The 23,342-nt window shown below is 59.8% G+C and carries 19 protein-coding genes; 15 read left to right on the top strand and 4 right to left on the bottom strand.

All coding sequences use genetic code 11. From position 1 onward, the window contains the following. Positions 1-8: 8 nt before the first annotated feature. From AACH73_RS09685 to AACH73_RS09670, 4 genes are all read left to right on the top strand, one after another. A complete protein-coding gene (locus tag AACH73_RS09685; RefSeq protein ID WP_338734722.1) occupies positions 9-893 on the top strand; it encodes a LysR family transcriptional regulator in 885 nt (294 codons plus the stop codon). A gap of 194 nt (positions 894-1,087) precedes the next feature. Continuing rightward, positions 1,088-2,437: a hypothetical protein gene (locus tag AACH73_RS09680; RefSeq protein ID WP_338734720.1), complete on the top strand. Its 1,350-nt coding sequence runs from the start codon at positions 1,088-1,090 to the stop codon at positions 2,435-2,437. 73 nt (positions 2,438-2,510) lie between these two features. Next, entirely contained in the window at positions 2,511-4,532 is a 2,022-nt protein-coding gene (locus AACH73_RS09675) for a M3 family metallopeptidase (RefSeq protein WP_338734719.1), read from the top strand. 126 nt (positions 4,533-4,658) lie between these two features. Next, positions 4,659-6,812: an AsmA family protein gene (locus tag AACH73_RS09670; RefSeq protein WP_338734718.1), complete on the top strand. Its 2,154-nt coding sequence runs from the start codon at positions 4,659-4,661 to the stop codon at positions 6,810-6,812. Positions 6,813-6,926: 114 nt separating this feature from the next. On the opposite strand, the gene AACH73_RS09665 is transcribed toward AACH73_RS09670, so the two are convergent. The 3 genes from AACH73_RS09665 to AACH73_RS09655 form a co-directional block, all read right to left on the bottom strand. Further along, positions 6,927-8,012: a DUF2336 domain-containing protein gene (locus tag AACH73_RS09665; RefSeq protein ID WP_338734717.1), complete on the bottom strand. Its 1,086-nt coding sequence runs from the start codon at positions 8,010-8,012 to the stop codon at positions 6,927-6,929. A 9-nt stretch (positions 8,013-8,021) separates the two neighbouring features. After that, complete coding sequence (locus AACH73_RS09660) at positions 8,022-9,404, bottom strand: hypothetical protein (RefSeq protein WP_338734716.1); 1,383 nt, start codon at positions 9,402-9,404, stop codon at positions 8,022-8,024. 208 nt (positions 9,405-9,612) lie between these two features. After that, a complete protein-coding gene (locus AACH73_RS09655; protein WP_338734715.1) occupies positions 9,613-11,427 on the bottom strand; it encodes an ATP-binding cassette domain-containing protein in 1,815 nt (604 codons plus the stop codon). A 192-nt stretch (positions 11,428-11,619) separates the two neighbouring features. Here AACH73_RS09655 and AACH73_RS09650 point away from each other — a divergent pair, with 192 nt between their 5' ends. Then, complete coding sequence (locus tag AACH73_RS09650; protein ID WP_338734714.1) at positions 11,620-12,087, top strand: YcgN family cysteine cluster protein; 468 nt, start codon at positions 11,620-11,622, stop codon at positions 12,085-12,087. A gap of 3 nt (positions 12,088-12,090) precedes the next feature. Here AACH73_RS09650 and AACH73_RS09645 read toward each other — a convergent pair whose 3' ends face one another. Further along, the gene (locus AACH73_RS09645; RefSeq protein WP_338734712.1) at positions 12,091-12,696 is read right to left on the bottom strand and encodes a TetR family transcriptional regulator; all 606 of its coding nucleotides are present in this window, start codon (positions 12,694-12,696) and stop codon (positions 12,091-12,093) included. Between the two features lie 79 nt (positions 12,697-12,775). On the opposite strand from AACH73_RS09645, the gene AACH73_RS09640 reads away from it, so the two are divergent. The 10 genes from AACH73_RS09640 to AACH73_RS09595 all read left to right on the top strand — a co-directional run bounded on the left by AACH73_RS09640 (position 12,776) and on the right by AACH73_RS09595 (position 23,305). Then, positions 12,776-13,687, top strand: a complete 912-nt coding sequence (locus AACH73_RS09640; RefSeq protein ID WP_338734711.1) for an SDR family oxidoreductase — start codon at positions 12,776-12,778, stop codon at positions 13,685-13,687. Positions 13,688-14,187: 500 nt separating this feature from the next. Continuing rightward, entirely contained in the window at positions 14,188-15,129 is a 942-nt protein-coding gene (locus AACH73_RS09635; RefSeq protein ID WP_338734710.1) for a J domain-containing protein, read from the top strand. 97 nt (positions 15,130-15,226) lie between these two features. After that, positions 15,227-15,574 (top strand): hypothetical protein, encoded by a 348-nt coding sequence (locus tag AACH73_RS09630; RefSeq protein WP_338734709.1) that lies wholly within the window; start codon positions 15,227-15,229, stop codon positions 15,572-15,574. 5 nt (positions 15,575-15,579) lie between these two features. After that, positions 15,580-16,260, top strand: a complete 681-nt coding sequence (locus AACH73_RS09625; protein WP_338734708.1) for a response regulator transcription factor — start codon at positions 15,580-15,582, stop codon at positions 16,258-16,260. Positions 16,261-16,307: 47 nt separating this feature from the next. After that, a complete protein-coding gene (locus AACH73_RS09620; protein WP_338734707.1) occupies positions 16,308-17,717 on the top strand; it encodes an ATP-binding protein in 1,410 nt (469 codons plus the stop codon). 77 nt (positions 17,718-17,794) lie between these two features. Further along, entirely contained in the window at positions 17,795-19,150 is a 1,356-nt protein-coding gene (locus tag AACH73_RS09615) for a hypothetical protein (RefSeq protein WP_338734706.1), read from the top strand. Positions 19,151-19,220: 70 nt separating this feature from the next. After that, on the top strand, positions 19,221-20,285 hold the full coding sequence (locus tag AACH73_RS09610) for a tetratricopeptide repeat protein (protein WP_338734705.1): 1,065 nt from the start codon (positions 19,221-19,223) through the stop codon (positions 20,283-20,285). Positions 20,286-20,334: 49 nt separating this feature from the next. After that, positions 20,335-20,829, top strand: coding sequence for a cytochrome c maturation protein CcmE (ccmE, locus tag AACH73_RS09605; RefSeq protein ID WP_338734704.1), 495 nt, complete (start codon positions 20,335-20,337; stop codon positions 20,827-20,829). Further along, positions 20,826-22,796, top strand: coding sequence for a heme lyase CcmF/NrfE family subunit (locus tag AACH73_RS09600; protein WP_338734703.1), 1,971 nt, complete (start codon positions 20,826-20,828; stop codon positions 22,794-22,796). Before ccmE ends, AACH73_RS09600 begins: the two co-directional genes overlap by 4 nt. Then, positions 22,793-23,305 carry a cytochrome c-type biogenesis protein gene (locus AACH73_RS09595; protein ID WP_338734702.1) on the top strand — a complete coding sequence of 171 codons (513 nt, stop codon included), beginning with the start codon at positions 22,793-22,795 and terminating at the stop codon, positions 23,303-23,305. Before AACH73_RS09600 ends, AACH73_RS09595 begins: the two co-directional genes overlap by 4 nt. The last annotated feature ends 37 nt before the right edge of the window (positions 23,306-23,342 follow it).

Genomic DNA, 23,342 nt, shown 5'->3' with positions numbered 1-23,342 from the left:
GAGCGTCTATGGAACCCTATCTTCTTCGCTATTTTCTGGCCGTGGTCGAAACGGGCTCCTTCACCCGTGCGGCCGAAGCCTGCCTGATCACCCAGCCCTCACTCTCGGCGGGGATTAAACGCCTTGAGGAGCAACTGGGCGTCACCCTCTTTGTCCGCAACAATAAGCGTGTGTTCCTGACGACGGCCGGTACGCGTTTTTTGCCACGCGCTAAGACCATATTGCACGAATGCAATGTCGCCATTGCCGAACTGGCTCAGACCGAGAAGGCGCGCGTCCTGCGCGTTGGCGTGTTGCAAACCCTATCCGGGGCGTGGGTAGCGGGATGTCTCAAAGGCTTCCGCGAAGCTTACCGGGGCGCAGATAAGACCGGACGGTTCGACCTGTTCGAAGGCACCGAGCAGGAGATTCTGAACCGTTTTGACGAGAGGGGCATAGATTACGCCCTTTCAATCCGTCGCGTCGACGATCATAGCTCCGTGCCACTTTATGATGAAACCTATGTGCTGGCCCTGCCTGCCGATCATCCGCTGGCGGGTGTGAAGGAGGTTCGCGGAGAAGACCTTAGTGATCAGCCCATGATCGTGCGCTCGCGCTGCGAGGTTCTGTCGGAGACCAGCCGGTATTTCACAGATCGCAATGTACGTCCGCCCCTGGCCTATCGTACCGCAAATGATGAGCGAGCGCTCCGCATGGTTGCCGCAGGCGTGGGCGCGACCGTCGTTCCGCAAAGCCATGCGGCGCAAGGCGTCGTAACCACGAGGCTTCTCGGGTTCACCCATAGCCGGACCGTGGCACTGTTTCGTCCGCGTCACGCCTTGCCCGATCACCTCATCCCTATGGGGCAGGCGTTTGAGGCTTATATATCGCAGCTTGCCCCCCCCGTGGGATGATTGAGGGACGCAAGGCCAGAGCTCTTTGACGCACTATAAGCTTCGGGTAGAAGCGCCTCCTTTTAAGAGAAGATCCCGCACCCTTGCGTGCGCAAAGGCAAACGCGGCAACACTGTTGCAAGACACGACCGAGGCAGTGGCCGGGCGTTTCGTTCTGGGACGCTTGTGCGACCGGTGCCGCAAGGTGTTTTTTCATGTTTGAATTCGGCCGTGAACTGAGGCGCATTATGGGGCAGGGCGGGCGTTATGAGCCTGATGTCAGCCTCTATGAGCTGATGAACCTGGAACTGCTCATTACGCAGGGACGCGGCCTGGACATCGAAGGTGGACGCGTTTCGACGCGCAGCCGATTTGAGCCCTATCTGGAATCAGCGCTGGTGTGGCGCGAATATGCCCGTCGTACAGGCGACACGCTGGCCCTGCGCAAGGCAACCACGGCGGCAGAGGCAGCGGGAAAAGCCTCAAAGACCTTGAGCGAAGCCGCCAGCGCCGCACTGGTGCAGGCGGAAATCTGCCTCCTCGGTTATGACCTGTTCGAAACCGTCGAGCTTTTGACCTCAGCTGAAACACTGGTGGCGACCGGGCGCAGTGCCGTCGAGGCCGATGCACATCTAATGGCTGCATACACGCTCGCCGAGGGGCGCCTTGCCGCACGCCTGGCCGTGCGGCAAGGTGTAGGCGAAGATCTTGAGCCGGCACTTCTCGCCATGGCCCATATTGACCGCGCCATTGAGCGCTTCGACGGGCTGGTGCGGCAGACCAAGGCGGCCAAGGACAAGATCCACGCCGCCGATGCGCGGCTGGAGCGCGCCGATCTTCTGATGCTGGTCGGGCTCGATCGCCACGACAGCCGACTGATGAGCGCGGTTATCCGTGACCTGAGCGCCCTGCGTGCGCGGCTTGACCCCGACTATGAACCGGTGACCTTTGTCCGTGTGACCCAGCGTCTGGCCCTCGCCCACGTCTGGGCGGGCCAGATTGACGGTGAGCCCCGCATGATTAGCGAAGGCCTCAGTCTTCTGACGCCGTCAGAAGAGGTGGTCGTCTACGAACACGCGCCCCTTGACTGGGTGGCACAGACCCATTTTCGGGCGCTGGGGCTTCAGGCCTTGTCGGAGTTGGTGAGCGAGGACGCCCTGGCTGAACAGGCGCTCAATGCCTTTGACCTCGCCCTGTCGAAGAGTCTGGCCAAACCGCTGGCGATCCGCGCCCACATCGTCAATAACCGCGCGGCCTGCCTGGCGCGCCGGGCTGAACTCAAGGGCGATCTTTTGTCGCTTGACGATGCGGAAGCGGCGTTTAAGGCGGAGCTTCGTCAGATAAAGCCAGGCGAAGACCCCGTGGGGTGGGCTATCCTTCAGACCAATCTCGGCCGTCTCTACGTGGCTCGTGGTGATATTACCGGTTTTATGCTGGATCGCGCCGAAGCGGCCTATGCGCTGGAGGCCGCACATGAGATTTTTGTCGAACACGGCCTGAAATCACTGGCACAAACGGCGCTGGAAAACCTCAGCCGTGTGCGCGCGGAAAACGAGCACGAATAACGACGTTCACGGCAGTTGCCAGAAGGGCGCATCTGACCTACCTTTCCTCGATTAACCCAATCGAGCGCTGTTCATGTCCCCCTGTCGTCCGCCACTTGCGGCGTGCCTTCTGGCCGCTACGCTCTTTACGGCCCCTCATTTCGCGGTGGCGTCCAGCGCGACTGAAGTCGATGATTCCCTGAAGAAATTGCCAATCGCGGATACGACGGCTCAGGCCATTGCTGAGCGCTGCGATGCCATTCTGGCCCTGGGTGGCAAGGTCCGCACCGAGCTGGAAGCACGCAAAGGGCCGTCGACCATTGCCGATGACTTCGTCCCCTTCGACACGCTGATGCTGGTGACGGGCGACGGCATGAACGAGTTTTACCTCGTGTCGCAGACCAGTCCGGTGAAGGCCAATCGCGAAGCCGCCGAAGCCTGCATCCCCAAACTGTCTGATTTCAGCACCGCCGTGTCCCTGTCGCGGCCGATCTATGACCGTCTCAGCGCCATTCCTCAAAAAGGGCTCGACGAAAAAACCGTCTTCACCCTCAACAAGATGCTGACCAATTATAAGCTGGCAGGCGTCGATAAGGACGAGGCCACGCGGGCTAAGGTCGGTGCGTTGCAGACCAGGATCACCGAAACGGGTCTGAAGTTCGCCGCCAATATCCGCGACGACAAGGGTGACATCAAGCTGAAGCCTGAAGCGCTGGCCGGCCTGCCGCAGGACTATATTGACAGCCATAAGCCTTCGGATGACGGCTTCGTACACCTGACCTACGACTATCCTGATATCATCCCTATCAACCAATTTGCCAGTCTGCGCGACACGCGCAAAACCGTTTCGCAGGGCTTTTTCAACCGCGCGTGGCCCGCGAATGAGACGGTGTTGAAAACACTCCTGGAGCAGCGCTACGAGCTGGCTCAGACCCTTGGCTATCCGGACTTCGCGACGCTGGTCACCGCCGACAAAATGATCGGCACACCCAAACGCGCTGCGCAGTTCCTCGACGACGTGAACGCCGCCTCCAAACCAGGCGCTGATGCCGACTATGCTGAGCTTCTGGCCTTCGCGAGGGAAAGTGATCCGACGATCGACCGCTTGCAGACCTACGACAACAGCTATTTCTCTAATATGCTGCGCAAACAGAAATATAGCGTCGACGCCGCAGAGGTGCGCAAGTATTTTACCTATGAAAAGTCACGCAAAGGCATCTTTCAGCTTATCTCTGATCTGTTCGGGGCCGAGTTCAGGCCGTGGAATACGCCGGTCTGGGACAAGAGCGTCTCAGCCTGGGAAATGTACGACAAGGCCACCGGTAAGCTGGTCGGGCGCTTCTATCTCGATATGCACCCGCGCGAGGGTAAGTATAATCACGCTGCCGCTTTCCCCATCCGCACGGGTATTGAGGGCCGTCAGGTGCCGGTCGGCGCGCTTATCTGCAACTTCCTCGGCGAAGGGCCGATGGAACACAGCGACGTTGTGACCTTCCTGCACGAATTCGGTCATCTGATCCATCTGATGTATAGCGGTCATACAAAGTACGGCGTGCAGTCCATGGGCAATCTGCAGTGGGACTTTATCGAAGCTCCGTCTCAGCTTCTGGAGGAATGGACCTGGGATTACGATACGCTCAGGACTTTCGCTTCTAACGACAAGGGCGAGCCGATTCCGCAAGATCTGGTCAGACGCATGAACGCCGGCCGCCGCTTCGGCACGCCCACCCGCTGGAAGGGGCAACTGGCCTATGCGGCCGTGTCGCTGAACTATTACAACCAAAAACCGGACTTCGATCTTGATACGCAGTTCGACACCCAGACCGCGCGCTACTCGATGTTCCCGCCCATGGAGGGTGTGCACGATTACGCCAGCTTCGGGCACCTCGACGGCTATTCGGCCATCTACTATACCTATGTATGGTCGAAGGCGATTTCGCTGGACCTGTTCACGCAGTTCAAGGCGGCGGGCATTCGCAATCCGGAAGTAGCCCAACGCTACCGCAAGCTTGTTCTGGAGCCAGGCGGGTCTCAGGACGCCAACGTGCTGATCGAGAACTTCCTTGGGCGTCCCATGAGCCTTGAGGCGTTCAAGAGCGAATTGCAGAAGCGGTAGAATTTGCGTCCTCCTCCTGCCAGAGCCACACGGAGACGAAACAGATCTTCCTTTTGTCCTTCCCTCATCGATTTCTGATGCGGTGAATTTTAGGCTTTATGGTTCCGTTAGCGGAGTGCGGAGGCCATGCCCCCATCACCCGGACCCAAAAAGCTGAAGAAAACGGCGCCCATTTCCCATGAGACCCCTCATGAGGAAGAGGCCGAAGGCGTGGCCGGAAAAACAGTGCCAGAGGCGCGCGCCGAACGGGATTTTCGCACGAGCGTGCGGGCGAGGTTACGTGATATGGGGCGCGGCATCTGGCGACGTGTGACGGGGTTGCCGCGTCTTGTACTTTGGCTTGTCGGCCTTCTCTTCGCGCTACTGGTGGCGCTGGGTCTCTTTCTCGCTAATCCCAACTGGAACTGGTTTAAGCCTGCTCTCACATCCCTCCTTCAGGACAGGTTAAATCGCTCCGTTCAGATTGATGGCGATCTGCGCGTGCACCTGTTTCGCTGGACGCCTGATGCCACGATTTATGGCCTAAAAATCAGTCATCCGGACGGGTTGTCCCCTGATCGAAAGACGGAGGATCGCCAAACAGCAAGACCTCGGCTTGCAGAGGTGCAAAAGGTTGCACTCACGGCTGAGCTGATGCCTTTATTTATCGGGCGTACCGTGCTCACGCGGCTGGAGATAAACCGGCCGGTGATCGACCTCTATCAGGACGCCGAAGGTCGGGCCAACTGGGATTTCAGCGACGGTAAGGTAAAGGGCGAGCCGACGAAACTGCCGCCAATCAAGGACCTCATCATCAGCGACGGTCAAATTGTCATGACGAGCCTGTCGCGTAGGCTACGCTTCTCCGGGACCATAAACGCGCGCGAGACGCAAGGCGCAGGACAAAAGGCGCTGCATCTCACGGGCGACGGCTCACTCAACGGGCGCATCTTCGCGTTGGAAGCCACGGGTGGCGCCCTGCTTAAGGTTCGCCATTCCACGCCCTATCCATTCGACATGCGCATCCGCGCCGGTTCGACGACTTTGACCGCCAAAGGCAAAGTGCTGCGTCCGTTCGATTTGGGTCAGGTCGAAGGCGCAGTCAGCGTCGAAGGCCGCAACCTGGCCGGCCTCTATTATCTGACCGGGCTGAGCCTCCCGGACACGTCGGGCTTCAGGCTCGCGGCGCAGGTCAGGCGAAATGACCGCGTCTATGATATTTCCGGCATAGACGGCCGCGTGGGCCGCAGCGATCTGCAGGGCAAGCTCAAGGTTGAACTGCGCCCTGACGGACGCCCCTATCTGACCGGCGATCTGAATTCACGGTCGCTCGATCTGGAAGATCTTGGGTCTTTGTTCGGAGCAACGAAGGCCAATGCGCCGGTGGGAGTAAGCTTGAAGGCCGACGCCCTCAATGCGCGAACCTCACGCCGCCTGCTCCCCGATGCCTCTTTGGATGTAAACCGCGTTCGAGGCATGGACGCCAAGGTCACCTATCGCGCGTCGTCGGTTAAGGCGCGGCCCAGCCTGCCTCTGCGTGAGGTCTCGCTGGGCGTTAATCTGAACAAAGGACTGCTCATCCTCGATCCGGTGCAGTTCAGCTTTCCACAAGGCCGCCTGACCGGCACCGCGCGTATCGATGCGCGACACGCTGTGCAGACCAATGAAGTCGACTTTTCGCTGCGGGGCGTGCGTGTACAGGACATGGTACCCGCCCTTCAGGGCGCAAAGCCGATTGAGGGCCTTCTTCACGGAAGGCTCAAACTGGCCGGTAACGGGGCGTCTGTGCACGACGCGGCGGCCGTGTCCGACGGCGAATTCACGGTCGTGATGCCGGGCGGTCGCATTCGTCAGAGTCTGGCCGAACTGATGGGCGTCAACGCCACAAAAGGTCTGTTCCTTTATCTGTCGAAAGACCCAAAAGAGACGAATGTGCGCTGTGCGGTGGCGCATTTCGAGGTTCAAAACGGCATAATGCGGGCCAAAACCATCGTGCTTGATACCGGGGTCGTGCGGGTCAATGGATCGGGGACGCTAAACCTGAAGGACGAGCGGCTGAATCTGTTGCTCAAGGGCAGGCCGAAAAAGTTCCGTCTTGTGCGGATTAATGTGCCACTGGTCGTCGGGGGCAATTTATCAGCACCCAGCATCGGCGTTAAACCGGGGCCCGCCTTGCTGCAAGGCGGGCTGGCGGCGGCGCTCAACTCTGTGGTGCCCTTCTTCGGTCTGGATACGGCCGAAAATGCGAGCTGCACCGGACTGGTATCACAGGCAAAAGCGCAAGGTGCACCGGTCAGATAACGGCCTCTGCCTGCCGAATGCGCAAGGAAAACTCTGATCGAGAAGAAAGAGTGAGGTTTCCGGATAATAACCCACGTAAACGGGCCCGGCGCATGAGGCCGGGCCTTACTGAGGTTAGGCAGCGTGTCCTTCGGCGCGGCGCATCCGCCAGAAGCGGATCGTGCGCAAAGCCGTTTCACGCGGCAACTGCTCATAGAGTTTGCCGTATTCCGCGGCTTTACCCATCGCATTGTCCTGAGACGCCAGCATAATCATGGCATAGGTCAGGAACAGGGACTTTTCGAGGTCTGCGGCTTTACAGGCAATCGCCAGCGCATCCAGCTCACGCTTTTCCACAACATGCCTTGCCGTCAGGAAGTCGAGATCGGCCATAATCGACAGCGCGCATAAGAACCACGTCGGGTTCGGGTCGCGCATATATTTTGCCAGAAGTCCCGGCGTCAGCTTCTGATTGTTATAAAGCGCCTCGACCTCGGCCATGATCTTCTCATAGTCTTCCGGGAAAGAGCCATGGGCGATAGCCACTTTATTGCGCGACTTTGATAACGCCTGTTCGAGGACGAGAGGGTCGACCTTAGCGTTTTCCTGCATGATGCGCTCGCGCAGACGGGCTTCGACGACAAAATACATGTCGTTCATCAGGTCGATCGGAAAATCCTTGCGGTTAACGATGGCCTCATGCAGAGCCGGGCTTGTCTGGGCGCGCTGAACGACGGCTTCGTTCGTCGCGCGAGACAGGCGAGCCCCGTCGTTGCGCAGAAGTGTATTGACCGTGGTGTCGTCACCGCGATTAACGATGACACCCGAAACCGATTCCGGCACTTCTTCACGGCGCGACACGGCGCGAAGATGGGCCTGCCCCTTGGTCGAAACGACGTGGATAAGGTCACTTTCGGTCAGAGCCTTCGAGCGTACCAGGATCGCTTCGGCGACTTCGATATCGTCTGAGGCCAGACGGCGCAGAAGTCCCAGCGGAGCCACCTTAGCCTCTGCCAGCTTACGTGCGATTTCGGCGCGCACGACCGTTTCCATTTCGGAGGAGAGCTGGCTCATCACCTCGTCGTAAAGCGCCATCTCAGGTCCTTCGACCTGCTCGGGGTGGGCCATGAAGACGCTCGTGACCTGACGCAGCAATTCGCGGCGCTTCTCAGAAGAGGGTTCCTTGGCCAGATCGATCAGGTGGTTCAGGGGCGAGGACATGCGGTTGCCTTAAAGCGTTTTGTCTTTTGCGGGTTTTTGGTGGGATGTCGTTGCTTCGCCCTCTGTGGCCGGGGCGCTCTTACTCGGTTTCACGGCTTTATCACGCACCTTATCGGTGGCCTTGCCGGCCGATTTGTCCTGTGCCGGGGTTTCCACCGCATTGGGATCGAGCGCCAGGTCACCACCGGTGTGCGGGGCGGGATCGGGCTCATAACCGTAGGCGCGATGCAGGGAGTAGAAGCGCGGGGCCTGCGAGGGGCTGGTGGCGCGGCTACCCGGGACGAAGGGCGTGTAGGGTTCAGCCGATTCTTCCTCGGCGGCCTGCGCTAGCGGCGGGGTCGAAGACGGGGCTGTCGCGCCCTTCACATCAGAGGTCTGGCCGCCCGCAACTTTGGACACTGAGGGGCTGGCGCGGCCTGACGCAATGTCGCGTGGCTGCGTCGCCTGTGCCTGGGCAGGCTGTGGCTTTTCGGTAGTCGAGGCGGGAGAGGCGCTGCGCATCTCCAGCTCCGGCGACACTCGACCCGCGTATTTGCTGTTCGGCGGCAGCCGATAGCCGCTGTCTGACCCCGATTGGGCGGGTTGGGTTTGCGGCCTTGCCTTCGCTTGCGGCTGAGGCTGTGCCTGAGGGCGGATTTCCTGTGCCAGAGCGTTCGCGGTGACGACCGGCGCCGTTGGCTCGGGTAGTGGCGCGGGATTGGCCAGACGCGGTCGCTGCAAGGACGCAGACGACGGGTCAGCATCCGATCCCAGACGCGTTGTCTGCGGCAGCGCTACAGCGGGTGACGCCTTCCACGTACTGACAGGATTGGACGCCGCCGGCGACGGCCCGCGTGGGGCATCGGCCGGGGCTAAACCTCGATCCTTGACTAAAGGCACCGCCTCTATCTGGGCCGGAGCCCGGGGCGAAATCTGGGCTGGAATTTGGGCCTGAGCCTGGGGTTGGGTCTGCACCTGCGGGGCAGATCGGGTCAGGCTCGACTGGGCGCGCGCAGCCGCTTGCGGTGCGGGTTGAGGCGGGACGGGCGCCTGAGGCATTGGCGAGGCTAACGGACGGCGCGGCGCGTCAAAACGGGATTGCGGTTGCGGCGTCCAGTTGGAAGCGAGATCTGCGCGCGGGGCCGTCTGAGCGGTTTTCGGGGCCGGTGCCTGAGCCAGGTCCGGTGCCGATTTGCCACGCCAGTTCAGTTCCGAGCGATAGGGGTTGCCGACCTGACCATAGGGCGACGGCGGAATGTCAAACCCAGGCTGACCGGTCGCCGCATTAGGCAGCGCACGCTCTAGCGGCGTCGCGGGTGCGGTTTCCGGTGCCGGGGTTTTCCCTGGCCAGTTCAGATAAGGACGCGGCTGCGCCAGCGCCGCTACAGGCACTTCTAAGGTCAGGCTAAACAAGGCGAGACCAATGACAGGCAAGCGGGTTCGACTAGGTCGGGGCATGAAGCACGGCCGGTTCCGGTAAGGTTGCAACGCCCTTAACCTAACCTCTGCCGCTTAATATTGCCCTAATGGAACGCTGATTTGCGAATGAGGCCGGTATCTTTTACCCGGTTGACGAACGCTGAATAAAAGACGCCCCTATGACAGACTGGCGGGCGCTTATCTACGATCCCAGCGCCTCGCGTTTTTCCTCAAGCTCAAGCCATTCCATTTCGCCGTTCTCGAGATCCGTCCGCACCTTTTCCAGGGCTTTCATGGTGGCATCAAAACGTTTGGGGTCTTGAGCGTAGAGGTTGGGATCGTTCAGCATGGCCTCAAGTTTCCTGATCTCAGCCTGCCATTGCGGCATCAGCTTATCGAGGTCCTCAAGGCGCTTTTGATCCTTGTAGCTCAGTTTTTTGGCCACCGCCTTCGCGGGGGCAGGGGAAGGGGGCGTCCCGGTTTTGGTCGGCGATTTTTGCGTGGCAGCCTTGTGACTAAGTTGTTCGAAAAAATCAGGATTTTGTCGAAGGAAATCCTGCCAGCCGCCCGGGGTTTCCACTGCCTGGCCCTTGCCATTCAAGGCGAGCGTTGAGGTGGCCAGACGGTCGATAAAATCACGGTCGTGGCTGACAAGGATAAGCGTACCGTCATAGTCGGCCAGCATCTCTTCCAGCAGATCCAGCGTGTCCATGTCGAGGTCGTTTGTCGGTTCGTCCAGCACGAGAAGATTGGTCGCCGAGGCCAGCGCGCGGGCTAGCTGCAGTCGGTTGCGTTCGCCGCCCGACAGCGACTTCACCGGCTGACGCAACTGATTTTCGCGGAAGAGGAAATCCTTGGCATAGGCGGCGACGTGGCGAGGCTGACCCTGCACCATGATCTGGTCTGAGCCGGTATTGGCCAGCGCATCCCACAAGGTCTCGTCACCCTTTAGCGTATCACGACCTTGATCGAGGTACGCGACCTCAAGCGCAGTACCCAGACGAATCTCCCCTTCATCCGGTGCGATCTGCCCGATTAAAAGCTTAACGAGGGTCGATTTACCCGCCCCGTTCGGTCCGACAATGGCCAGCCTGTCACCCCGCAGAATGCGCGTCGAAAAGCCTTTCAAAAGGGTCTTGTCACCAAAGCCTTTTGAGATGTTTTTCAGCTCGGCCACAAGTTTGCCCGACGTCCCGCCGGAATCGATGCTCATTTCAAGCTGACGCGGCAAGGCTTTGGTGCGTTCCATCTTTTCGGCGCGCATCGCCTGAAGCCTCGCTGCACGACCTTCGTTGCGTGTGCGTCGTGCCGTGATGGAGCGATAAAAGGTGTAGGTTTCACGCTCTATCGCCTTTTCCAGACGGCGCAAAGATTCGGCCTGCTCCTCCATAATCTTTTCCGACCACGGCTCGAATGAAGCATATCCCGAATCAAGCCGCATGATGCGGCGGTCGTGCAGCCAGTAGCAGCGCTGTGTAACGCGCTCTAGGAAGGTGCGGTCGTGGCTGACAATCAGGGCTGCGCCCCTGAACTGACGTAACTGGTCTTCCAGAGCCTCAATCGCAAAAATGTCGAGGTGGTTGGTCGGCTCGTCGAGGAAGATCAGATCTGGCTCTTCGGCGAAGGCCTTTGCCAGGGCCGCCCGGCGCTTTTCGCCGCCGGACAAGGACGAGCACCTGGTCGTCGGATCAAGCCCAAAAGTGTAAAGCTCGGCTTCTGCCGTATAGTGTTCTGCGCCGTCAGACGTCACCCATTCGAGCACCGTGTCGCCAACCGGCTGCGGTTCCTGAAGCACATAGGCGTAGCGCATCCCCTGCATGACAACACGCTCGCCCGAATCGGCCTCGATCAGCCCGGCCATCAGACGCATCAGCGTCGATTTACCCGCGCCGTTGCGCCCGACCAGGCAGGCCCGCACCCGCGGCTCAAGCGCAATATCTACGCCGTCAAACAAGGGATTAAGGCCGTCCATCAGGCGGACGTCTTTCAGGGCGAGTAGAGGGGCTTTGGCGTTCATGCGGCGGGTTTAAAGGGTGAAGTGCTTTTTGCAAAGCGCTTTGATCTGTTGTAAGGCGGCGCAGGCAACCCCGCACCCGCCACGCCCACCGCCCTTTTCCTTAAAAGGAGTGTTGGTCAGGATTTCGCTACTGCCTTTTCTCTCTCCTCTGAAGGGTTCGGTTCAGGGGCATAACTCTAGTGTAAGCCCGTAATGACAAAACCCTTCTGGCAGACCAAGACCCTTTCCGAAATGACCGTGCCAGAGTGGGAAGCGCTGTGTGACGGGTGCGGCCTTTGTTGTCTGATCCGTCTGGAGGACGAGGATACGGGCGAAATCATCCCCACACGCGTCCACTGCCGTCTGTTCGATACGGGAAGCTGCGCCTGTTCCAATTACGTTGAGCGCCATAAATACGTGCCCGACTGCATTAAGCTGACGCCGCACAATATCGAGGCCCTGGAATGGATGCCAGCCTCGTGCGCCTATCGGCGGCTGCATGAAGGCAAAGACCTGCCCGCCTGGCACTATCTGGTCTGCGGCGACCGCGAAGAGGTCCACCGCCGCGGCGTCTCTGTCCGTGGACAGACGATTTCAGAAACGGCGCTCGAATATCCGGAAGATGCGCTCGACTTTGCCGCGTTCGACCTTCTCGAAGACATGTCGAATAAGGGCGAATAGGGCTTAGATTTCCGCTTTCAGTGCATTGAAGGCCTCGCGCAGGAGATCCGCAATCGGACGTGCGCCGTTTTCGCGCTTCAACGCCTCAAATGACAGCCTGATTGCCCCCATAGATAACATAGCGACGAGCCTAAGGCCGGTTTCGCGCTGTGGGTCAGGCCATCGCTCGCGCAGGGCCTGAAACAAATCATCCTCATGCTGTACATAGCTCGCCTGTTTGCGTGCCTGCACGGCGGGGCTCGAGCGCATTAGCTCGTCTATCGCCATCATTTCGTCAGTTGGAAAACGGCTGCACACCGCAATAACGGCATCGCGCACCGCATCGAGTGGGCGTCTATCCAGTGTCTGCGTTTTCAGTGACGTGACGATGACATCCCCCATCTCATTTTGCAGCGACAGGAGGATGTCGTCCTTGGACTTGAAATAGTAAAAAAAGGTACGCCGCGAAATCCCTGCGGCGGCGGCGATCTCATCCAGCGTGGTCGCCTCATACCCCTTCTGCAGAAAAAGGCCCATGCCGACTTCAGTGATGCGCTGCAATGTCTCGCGTCGCTTGCGCTCGCGTAGCCCGTCTTTCGATGTGGCCAGGCCGTCTTTTTCGGGCAGCATAAAATTTCTCTTGGTGTAAAATTGCACTTAGTGTAATTAAATTTTACACTAGGCGCGATTTTTTTGAAAGGGAAAGCCAATGGTCAGATGGACCGCCTCGAACATACCTTCACAAAAGGGCCGTCTGGCTGTGGTGACCGGTACAGGTGGGTTAGGTTATGAGGATGCACTCGCCCTTAGCCAGGCAGGGGCTGAGGTGGTTATCGCCGGACGCGATCCGGCGAAGGGGGCTATGGCGGTTGAAAAAATCCGTACGCGCCTGGCTTCCGCCCAGGTTCGCTTTGAAAAGCTCGACCTCGCAAGCCTGCACTCGGTTGCCGGGTTTTGCCATCGGCTCAGCACGCAGACCGATCGTCTCGACCTGCTCATAAACAATGCCGGTGTGATGATGCCGCCAAAGCGACTGGAAACCGAAGACGGGTTCGAGATGCAGATGGGGACAAACCATCTGGGGCATTTCGCCCTGACCGCGGGCCTGATGCCCCTGTTGAGACGGGCGCATAAGGCGCGTGTGATCAGTGTGTCGAGCGTCGCTGCGCGCAACGGTGTCATCGATTTCGATAATCTCAATGCTGAACGTAGCTATAATCCGATGCGCATCTACAGTCAGTCGAAGCTTGCCTGTCTCATGTTTGCACTGGAACTTCATCGCCGCAGCGAGGCAGCCGGTTGGGGGGTGGCCAGTATCGCTTCGCATCCGGGCGTTGCGCGCACGGACCTGATTTACAATGCGCCAGGACGCCAAAGCCTGCTCGGCATGACCCGCAGTACCCTCTGGTTCCTCTTTCAACCGGTCTGGCAAGGGGCGCTGCCGACCTTGTTTGCTGCGACCTCACCCTTAGCGCGCTCTGGAGCCTACTATGGGCCAGGTGGCCTGAGCGAGGTCAGGGGATATCCTGCCAGCGCCCGCATCCCTGAGGCGGCCCTTGATATAAAGGCTAGCGCCCGTCTGTGGGAAGCCTCTCAGGCGCTTACGGGGGTCGCTTTTTAGTGACGACACATGACGCGCGAGACAGAAAAACCCTGGCTGCAAAAAATAAAAGGCCGCGGTCTCCCGCGGCCACTTTCTGAAAATGTCTAAAGTACCCAAAAAGTAAAAGGTGATGCCTTTACGACGACGCATCGGGGAGGAATGCCATTGGTGTAGCGGAGATTCGTGACACCTTTTTGCAGGTGCGGGATAAAGAACGGACGGGGGTGATGCCTCGCGTTGCAAAATTCCTATAAAGACAAGAACCGGATCTTATTTTTGCAAATGTCTTTTATCGGCGCTTCGAATGTCTCAGGGCGGTTGAATTTTCTGGGAAAGACCCCAGATACTGCCCCGGTTTGGCGCGGGATATGTCTTTATCAGCTTGACTCGTGACCTGTCCTTCGCCAACGGCTTAGCGATTGTATGAGTTGAGCTGCAAAGCCCTTCCCACGGCTGCGCCTCGAAAGGGTGCGCCAGCTCGGTCTGAAGGTCTTTACGGCAGGCGGAGGTTCCATTTCGTGGCAGGTGATCCCTATTCAGAACTTGGCGTGGCCAGAAATGCCAGCGCGGAGGATATCCAGAAGGCGTTTCGCAAGCTCGCAAAAGAACTTCATCCCGACCGCAATCCGAATAATAAGGCGGCCGAGGATCGCTTTAAGCGTGTGTCGGCGGCCTTCGACCTGTTGAAGGACCCTGAAAAGCGCAAAAAATACGATGCCGGTCAAATGGATGCCGACGGACGTGAGACCTATCGCAGTGGCTTTGGCGGTGGGGCGTCTCAGGGTTACGGCGCAGGGGCGCGTGGCTCGTTTGATGGCATAGACCTTGACGATATATTTGACATCTTCGGATCAGGTGGCGGCGGTCGTCGCACGGGCTTTAGTCCGGGCGGGGGCTTTGGCGCGCAGGCCCAGAAGGGCAGCGACCTCAGGATAAAGCTCGATATCGACCTGATGGATACGATCGCGGGCAATACGCGCCGGGTACAGCTCACGGATGGCCGCACCCTTGATGTGACCATTCCGAAAGGGGCAAAGGATGGTCAGACCCTGCGCCTGAAAGGGCAGGGTGCGCCGTCGCCCAATGGGCGCGGACCGCATGGTGACGCGCTGGTCGAACTTTCACTTAAACCGCATGGTGTGTTTCGTGTGGAGGGCAATGACCTGCATATGGACCTCTATGTGTCGATCCCCGACGCGGTTCTCGGGGGCAAGGTTCAGGCCCCGACACCCGACGGGCCTGTCAATGTCACTATCGCAAAGGGCTCCAATTCCGGAGCCATCCTGCGCCTGAAAGGGCGCGGCGGTTATGATGGTAAAACGGGGGCGCGCGGCGATCTGTTTGCGCATCTCGTTCTGGCTCTGCCCGATACGCTGGACCCTGATTTTGTCGCCTATGCCGAAGACTGGCGCAAACAGGCGCCCTATTTGCCAACCCATCCGGCCATGCGCAAGAAGTAGGGTTGGACGCGTTTGCCTGAGGCGAAGACTGCTATTTTAAGTTTTCCTTAGGGCCCTGTTCAGCTAAGGTTCAGGTCGGGGACTGTAAAACGTGACTATGAAACCGATCCTGACCCTTTCCGCCCTGCTGCTCGCCGGTGCTCCGTTCGTCGCCGAAGCGCGCGAACGTGCGCCTTTCGGTTGGCCGCCGCCGCACGAAGAGGTTCGCCAGACCACGCTTATGCCGCCCGACGCGCGGCCGCGCTTTAATGACGCCGAGCGCCTGACGATACAGCAGCGCTATTCCATCGATGAGGCCATCACCCTTGTCGAGGAGCGTACGGGCGGACGGTATGTATCTGGCAGTCAAACCGGGCCGTCGACCTTTCTTATCAAGGTGCAGATTGGCCCCAACATCGTTACCTACCGGGTCGATCTCGCCCGCCGGTCCATAAGCAAAGCCTGATTTCCATGCGTATTCTCCTTGCCGAAGATGATCCCGACCTGTCGCGTCAGCTGAAGGCCTCACTCCAGGATGCCGGCTATGTCGTCGATCATGCGCCGGATGGCGAGGAAGCGCATTTTCTGGGCGATACCGAGCCCTATGACTGCGTGATCCTCGACCTCGGTCTGCCGAAGATCGATGGCGTGTCTGTGCTCGAACGCTGGCGCCGGGATGGCAAGGCGACGCCGGTGCTCATCTTAACGGCGCGCGGGGCCTGGTCTGACAAGGTGTCCGGATTTGACGCCGGGGCGGACGATTACCTGACCAAGCCGTTCCATACTGAGGAACTGCTGGCGCGGTTACGGGCGCTGGTACGCCGTGCCGCCGGTCATGCGCAGCCGCTACTGGTCTGCGGGGGCGTGCGTCTTGATCCACGCGCGGCGCGGGCTTCGGTCAATGGCGAGCCGCTGCGCCTGACATCGCTCGAGTATCGCCTGCTGCACTATATGATGTTGCATCAGAACCGCGTGATCTCGCGCACCGAACTGGTCGAGCACCTCTATGATCAGGATTTCGACCGTGACTCTAACACGATCGAAGTGTTCATGGGGCGTCTGCGCAAGAAGATCGGCAATGAGCGTATAGAGACGGTGCGAGGCCTGGGCTATCGCCTTAAGCCGCTGCACAACGAAGTCAGCGATATTTAATCTATACACCCCTGCATAAGGCGTGGAGGTTTGATTTAGGAAGCGATTTGACAGCCATTGTGACCCATATCAAACGCTTTGTCAGTGTACTGATTTACGGACGCGGATCCCTTGCCGGGCGATTGATCCGGCTGGCCGCTATCTGGTTCATTTTTGCGTTGATTATGATCTCGGCGGGTCTGACCGCTTTCTTCAACTACACTTCCGTCACGCGCTTTCAGGCGGGCATTTCGGATATTGTGCGCAACCTCTACACCCACACCGAATTCGATGACGATGGGCGTATCCGCATCCCGGAACTTTACATCATCCGCACCGACGACATCTATTCGGGCCTCTACTGGCAGATTGTCGAGTTGGATAAAAAAGACAGGGTGATGGCCGTCTATAAGTCCGGCTCCCTGGCTGAGCGCGTCCTGCCCATGCCAAGGACCCTCGATAAGACGACGGGACAGCTTCAGTACTATAACGCTGTCGGCCCGCGTGAGCAGCCGCTGCGTCAAACGGCCGTCTATCTGCGTATTCAAGGACATAATCTTCTGTTTATGGCCGCCGAAGACCGCTCGGAGGTGGATCGCAATGTGGGTCAGTTCGCCCTGATCACCGGAGGGGCGCTTATCGTGCTGGCGCTTGGCTCGCTGATTGCCATCTATCTTCAGGTGCGCATCGGTCTCAGGCCCCTGTTTGCCCTGACCGACGAGCTGCACGACATCCGCAAAGGGAAACAAACGCGGCTTCTCAACACCTATCCCGCTGAAATCAAACCGGTCACCGAAGAGGTCAACGGCCTCTTAGAATACGGTCAGGACGTGGTGGAGCGTCAGCGCACGCACGTCGGCAATCTGGCCCACGCCCTGAAGACGCCTCTGTCTGTGTTATTGACGTCTGCCGGTGAGGATCCCGCACCTCTGGCCGACACCATCCGTAAACAGACGGCTCTGATGCGCGCTCAGGTCGACCACCACCTGCGTCGTGCCCGTGCCGCGGCCCGCGCGCAGAATATGGGTGAGCGAACCCCTGTCGAGCCGGTGCTGGACGAACTGGCGGTCATGCTTGAGCAGGTGTTCCGCGATAAGGCGGTCACTATCGACTGGCGCGCGCCTGATGACCTGGCTTTCCGGGGCGAAAAGCAGGATTTTCAGGAAATCGCCGGTAATCTCATCGAAAACGCCTGTATCTGGTGCCAGCGCCGTGTCCGGGTGACCGCGACACTGGAAGATGAGGCGAACGGCATGACCCTCCTTATCGAGGATGACGGGCCGGGTATGCCGCCCGAACGTTACCACGAAGTGCTCAAACGCGGGGCGCGTCTTGATGAAACCGCCCCGGGTTCAGGGCTCGGGCTCTCCATTGTCGATGAGCTTGTTCGCGCCTATGGCGGGCGTCTAAGCTTTGATAAATCGGGACTTGGTGGCCTGAAGTGCGTTGTTATATTACCGGCTAATTTTATTGGTTAAAGAACAGCGTTCGCGGTCAGGAAAAATTAACTTAGCGCCCGCAATACTCAGCCTGATTTGTTAAGCGGCAGAGGCTTATGAGCGCGTTATCGGAGAAACGGTTACAGCAGGTCGGGGGGTTGGTGAAGACCCTGCCCGTCAGCCTTCTCCGCCAGTTGAATAACACGCTGGGCCTCACGGAAGATGCCGTTCTGGGGCAGGTACGTGATCTCGTCGCCCGGCAACTCGATTCGCATAATTTGAAAGAACTGGTCTTCCGACCCTTCGTGCCCCTGTTTTTGGCACGCGAAGACGGCATTGACGGTGTGACCTTTCCCCAGTGGTTGCTCAATCGGTTATGGAGCGCGCTGGAGCGCGAAGAAGCGGGGCTTGTCGAAGAGGCGCGCGTTCTGTCGCAGGGCCTGCGCAACAGCGATCCGGTGCCGGTGCCGTTTTTCCGCCTGGTAAATGCGGGCATTGAGATCCTTCGCGAACGGCCGCAAACTGTGCTGCCGCCGGGCGAGGATGAGGACGAGCTGGAGGAATTTGCCGCCTATCTCGACCTGCACCGTCTGCTGCGTGAGGCTCTGTCGCGCTTGCCGGACTGGATGGGGCGCATAGACGCCGAAAAGGCCGCCGCTATCCGTCTAATGTTTAAGGATGCGTCCAGTAAGACGCCGGACGGCGAGGGCGGGGTGCGACTGCTCGAAGCTCTGCTGGCCAATATGGACGATGCCACCCTGGTCATGAAGTTCGTGGCCGTGGTTTCAGATGGCGCTAATGATCGCTTCCTGGCCGAGTCGGAACTGGCCAGCTTCGGTGAACGGCTACTCAAAGCGGCCGAGGATCGGCTAAAGGTGTTTGAAGGCCTGATGCGCCGCCGAGACGCCACGCTTCTCAGTGAGGCGGGAGGCTGGGTCGTTCAATGTCTCAGCATTCTCAATAGCCTTCAGCAGTCGGTCGAACTCACGCGCGATGGGCCGTGGGGCAAGCGGGCTATGGCGATCCATCAGTCGATTAACGGTCTTGTCGAGGACCGACTTAAAGGGGTCGAAAAGATAATTGATCAGGCACTGCCCCTGAAAACGGAGCGAATTTTTGGTCGGGCGACCCGTGAGGTGCCAGATTACGCCGGACCAAAGCCCGCCCACGCCGAGGCGGCGCTGCACACCATGGCTTTCCTTACACAGATACGCCCCACAGCGGCCCAAGGTGGCTATTCGAGCCTCCTCTCAAAGACGGTGCAGGCTGCCGAGCTTCAGATGGATGCCTATTTCAACGTGGTTCTGGGCATAGCTGTGGCCAATGATCCGTTCGATCCGGACGCGGTCATGGCCTGCTTCGAGCGGGTGATCGCCCTGATGGAGGGCCTGCTTGGTGAGGCCAAAGCCAATCTGGCGCGACGTCGTGTCGCGTCGGCGGATGTCTTCCGCACGCCAAAAACGGTTGCTTAAGCGGACGAAAACGGGCTTATGACATAGCCCCGGCGCGCCAGCGCCGGTCAACCCGCCGCCTCAGAACGTTATGCTGCTGTTCTCGCTTACCGCTGCACTTGTGTGCGCCGCTCTTCTTGGGCTGGCGGTCGCGTGGCTGCGCCGCACCCCCGACAATGCGCTCAATCTGGCGCGTCAACGCTATGAAGCCTTTGTCGGCGATATAGACCGCCGCGTTGGCGAAGGCCAGCTTGATGCGGCCCTGGCACGAGAGGAAAAAACCGAGGCGGCGCGCGCGCTTTTGAGCGTCGAAGGCACAACAGAAGCGTCTCCCGTTGATCCGCGTATTGGTTTTACAGGCGCCATCCTCATCGCCGTTGCGGCGCTTGGGCTGTCCATCCTCGTGGGTAAACCGGATCTTCCGGATCAGCCCTACGCCGCGCGTCTGAAAGGCTGGGGCGAAACCCTCATGCACGCCCCCGAAACGCTTGAGGCCAAACCCGCAGCGGCGGCGTTGCAACAGTTGTCGACGCGGTATGGTGATAAGCCGGCCTACTGGCTACAACTGGGGCAGACCCAGGTGATAGCGGGCGACTATTATCAGGCGGCACAGTCCTTTCGACGCGTGACGCAAATGGCTCCCGACGTGGCCGTTGGCTGGTCCAATCTGGGCGAGGCCCTGACGCTTCTTAACAAGGGTCAAAGCAATGGCGAGGCGCGCTCGGCCTTCGCGGAGGCCCTGACGCGCGATGGCGATGACCTGACCGCGCTCTACTATTCGGCACGCATTCTCACAACAGATGGCCGCTTTGAAGAGGCGCGACGGCTCTACACCGTCGTCCAATCGCGACTGGCCCCGGATGATGGGCGTCAAGAGACCGTGGCGGGCGAACTGGCCGCGCTCGATCGGTCGGCCCAGACGGCCGCGACGGTTCAGGCACAGATCGGCGGCATGGTGGCCGGCCTTGAGGCGCGACTGGCGCAAAACCCCGAAGATCCTGACGGCTGGGCCCGGCTTTTGCGGTCTTATCGGGTGCTCAAAAACGTCGAGGGCGAGAAGCGGGTACTGTCGACGCTCGATCGCCTCTATGCGGATCGTCCCGCCATCGCCCGCGACATCGTACAAAAGGCTGACCGGCCGGTGGGGGCGCAATGAGGGATAAACCATTATACCTCCCCTTAAACCGGGGGAGGGGGGGATTAGGATGACCCTGCTTCCGAGGTCCATGAAAGCGCGTCGGCGTCTGATGATCTTCCTGATTGCCGCGCCGATCCTGATGGCGGGCGTGGCGCTGGCCCTGTTCGCCATGAAGGATCAGGTCGTCTATTTCTACACCCCTGCGCAGGCCTATGAGGCGAAGGCTGAACGGCACCGCACTATGCGCCTTGGCGGCCTCGTCAAGGCGGGCAGCGTCGTCAAAGGCACCGGTGGGGAAGTGACATTCGTCGTGCGCGACCAGAAAGCCGAAATGACCGTACACTTTAAAGGCGATCTGCCCGACCTTTTCCGCGAAGGGCAGGGCGTGGTCTGCGAAGGGCAGCGCGTTGGCGACCATCTGTTTGAGGCCAAAACTGTGCTCGCCAAACACGACGAGAAATACATTCCCAAGGAGGTCGTAAAGGCCATCAAGGCACAGGGCGAATGGCGGCCGGAAAGCGCCGCCAAGCCCGATGCCAAGCCCTTTGGTGAGGCCAAATGATTACGGAACTGGGCACCTTTTGTCTGGGGCTGGCCTTCCTTCTGTCGCTGGCACAAGCGCTCAGCGTGGCGGGTTCAGCATGGCGGCCATTGCGAGGCGCAGCGCGCTGGAGCGAAGGTTTGTCACTGGCCGCTGCAATGGCATCGGTTCTGGCCTTCGCGTCCCTGCTCCACGCCTTTGTGACGTCGGATTTTTCGGTCTCCAATGTGGCCAAACATTCGCACACGCTGAAACCGCTTCTTTACAAAATCTCCGGCGCCTGGGGTAGCCACGAAGGCTCGATGCTGTTGTGGTGCATGGTGCTGTTAAGCTATGGGGCGCTCATTACCCTGTTCGGGCGCGGTTTGCCGTCCGGCCTGAAGCACAAGGTGCTTGGCGTACAGGGGCTTTTGGGGGCGCTGTTCAGCGGCTTCACGCTGTTTTCCTCCAATCCGCTGGCCCGCCTCGACCCCGCCCCCTATGAGGGGCAGTCACTCAACCCGATGCTTCAGGACCCGGCTCTGGCGTTTCATCCACCGCTACTCTACCTCGGTTATGTCGGGTTCTCCGTGGTCTTTGCCTTCGCGATCGCGGCCCTGATCGAAGGGCGAATCGGTCGGGAATGGGCGCGCTGGGTCAGGCCGTGGACGCTCTTAGCCTGGGTGTTTCTGACGCTCGGTATCGCGCTGGGCTCATTTTGGGCCTATTATGAGCTCGGATGGGGCGGCTGGTGGTTCTGGGACCCGGTGGAGAACGCCTCTTTTATGCCGTGGCTGGCCGCGACCGCCCTCTTGCATTCGGCCATCGTGCTGGAAAAGCGTGACGCGCTGAAATCGTGGACGGTGTTTCTGGCGCTCCTGGCCTTCACCTTCTCGATGCTGGGGGCGTTTCTGGTGCGCTCCGGCGTCCTGACCAGTGTCCATGCCTTCGCCGTTGATCCCCAGCGCGGCATCCTGCTTCTGGCCATCCTCTTTGTGACGGCCGGAGCCGGGTTCACGCTTTATGTGTTGCGCGCCTCCGCACTCAGTTCCGGCGGCGCCTTCGCCCCGGTCAGCCGCGAATCGACCCTTGTGCTCAATAACCTGCTGGTTTTTGTGGCCCTATCGACCGTCTGTCTGGGGACGCTCTACCCGCTCTTGATGGAGGCCCTGAGCGGCAAGACGATATCGGTCGGCACCCCCTATTATAATCTCAGCTTCGTTCCGGCCATGTCGGTCGCCATGCTCATCCTGCCGTTCGCTACCCTGATGGCGTGGAAGCGCGGCAACCTGAAGGCCGTGGGACAGAGGCTCATCCTCGCGGCCGGGATATCGCTGTTTCTGGCCGTGCTGGGCGCGGTGCTGATGGGCAGCGGTGAGGCGAAAAAGATCCTCTCGCTAGGGGTAGGCTTTCTGCTGGGCGGCTGGGTCATCCTCGGTTCGTGGCAGGTGGTGCAGGAGCGCACCCACCTGCTCAAGGTGCCATTCGCGGAAAGTCTCCGCCGCTTTTTCACCCTGCCTTTGGCGACGCACGGTATGGTTCTCGCCCATGTGGGGCTTGGCCTGTTCGTGATGGGGGCGGTGGTCGAAACCCAGACCAAGCTCAGTGCCGTCGACCATCTGCGCGTCGGCGGGCAGCTGCAACTGGGGGCCTATGACGTGCGCCTGAATATTATTGATGGTGTGGTCGGGCCCAACTACGAGGCCGAACGTGGCGTCCTCGATGTGCGCCGCGGCGGCAAGCCTGTCTGTCAGGCGATGCCCGAGCGGCGCTTCTACCCGGCGTCCTCGACGGTGACGACCGAAGTGGCCTTGTGTTTTCAGCCACTGAACGATCTCTATTTTGTGTTGGGAGAACCATCGGACAGTGGCTGGCAGGTGCGCGCCCTTTACAATCCATGGGCACGGCTGATCTTCTTAGGGCCGCTGCTCATGGCCATAGGCGGGGTTTTGTCGCTGTGTGACCGCCGCCTGCGGCTGGGGCTGGCCAACCGAGGAAAAAAGGGATGAGACCTCCTCATGTCACCCAACCCCCCGGAAGTTATCTGCGGGCTCTCTTCATCGCCTTTTTCGCGCTGACCCAGCTCGCCGGTGCAGTTCTGCCCGGTGAAACCCTGTCGGACAAGACACTGGATGAGCGCGCCCGCGCCCTCTACCGAGAAGTGCGCTGTGTCGTGTGTCAGAACGAGTCGATTGCCGATTCCGGGGCCGATATTGCCGCCGATATGCGCCGTGACATCCGCGCCCATATCTCTGAGGGTAAAACCGACAGCGAGATCCGGGACATCCTGCGCGCCCGCTATGGCGACTATGTGCTCTTCCGTCCACGCTTTTCGCTGGCCACCGGCCTGTTGTGGGGCCTGCCCCTGGCGGTACTGCTGGCCGGCGGGGCCATTTTCATAGGGATAGGCCGCCGCAAAAGCGCTGACGAAGCTGAGCCCTATACCCCCGCTCTAAGTGCCGAAGAACAGGCGCGGCTGGACGCACTTTTGAACCGTGAGACTGACAGTCACAAATAAGGCGGTTTCTCAGCCACGATTTTGCCGCACCGCTTTG

This window comes from Asticcacaulis sp. DW145, assembly GCF_037101385.1.
GTDB classification, from domain to species: domain Bacteria; phylum Pseudomonadota; class Alphaproteobacteria; order Caulobacterales; family Caulobacteraceae; genus Asticcacaulis; species Asticcacaulis currens.
This window is presented reverse-complemented; position numbering and strand designations above follow the sequence as displayed.

Coding starts and splice junctions, on each gene's coding strand:
- AACH73_RS09685 (WP_338734722.1), top strand. CDS start 9: ATGGAACCCTATCTTCTTCGCTATTTTCTGGCCGTGGTCGAAACGGGC.
- AACH73_RS09680 (WP_338734720.1), top strand. CDS start 1,088: ATGTTTGAATTCGGCCGTGAACTGAGGCGCATTATGGGGCAGGGCGGG.
- AACH73_RS09675 (WP_338734719.1), top strand. CDS start 2,511: ATGTCCCCCTGTCGTCCGCCACTTGCGGCGTGCCTTCTGGCCGCTACG.
- AACH73_RS09670 (WP_338734718.1), top strand. CDS start 4,659: ATGCCCCCATCACCCGGACCCAAAAAGCTGAAGAAAACGGCGCCCATT.
- AACH73_RS09665 (WP_338734717.1), bottom strand. CDS start 8,012: ATGTCCTCGCCCCTGAACCACCTGATCGATCTGGCCAAGGAACCCTCT.
- AACH73_RS09655 (WP_338734715.1), bottom strand. CDS start 11,427: ATGAACGCCAAAGCCCCTCTACTCGCCCTGAAAGACGTCCGCCTGATG.
- AACH73_RS09650 (WP_338734714.1), top strand. CDS start 11,620: ATGACAAAACCCTTCTGGCAGACCAAGACCCTTTCCGAAATGACCGTG.
- AACH73_RS09645 (WP_338734712.1), bottom strand. CDS start 12,696: ATGCTGCCCGAAAAAGACGGCCTGGCCACATCGAAAGACGGGCTACGC.
- AACH73_RS09640 (WP_338734711.1), top strand. CDS start 12,776: ATGGTCAGATGGACCGCCTCGAACATACCTTCACAAAAGGGCCGTCTG.
- AACH73_RS09630 (WP_338734709.1), top strand. CDS start 15,227: ATGAAACCGATCCTGACCCTTTCCGCCCTGCTGCTCGCCGGTGCTCCG.
- AACH73_RS09625 (WP_338734708.1), top strand. CDS start 15,580: ATGCGTATTCTCCTTGCCGAAGATGATCCCGACCTGTCGCGTCAGCTG.
- AACH73_RS09615 (WP_338734706.1), top strand. CDS start 17,795: ATGAGCGCGTTATCGGAGAAACGGTTACAGCAGGTCGGGGGGTTGGTG.
- AACH73_RS09610 (WP_338734705.1), top strand. CDS start 19,221: ATGCTGCTGTTCTCGCTTACCGCTGCACTTGTGTGCGCCGCTCTTCTT.
- ccmE (WP_338734704.1), top strand. CDS start 20,335: ATGACCCTGCTTCCGAGGTCCATGAAAGCGCGTCGGCGTCTGATGATC.
- AACH73_RS09600 (WP_338734703.1), top strand. CDS start 20,826: ATGATTACGGAACTGGGCACCTTTTGTCTGGGGCTGGCCTTCCTTCTG.
- AACH73_RS09595 (WP_338734702.1), top strand. CDS start 22,793: ATGAGACCTCCTCATGTCACCCAACCCCCCGGAAGTTATCTGCGGGCT.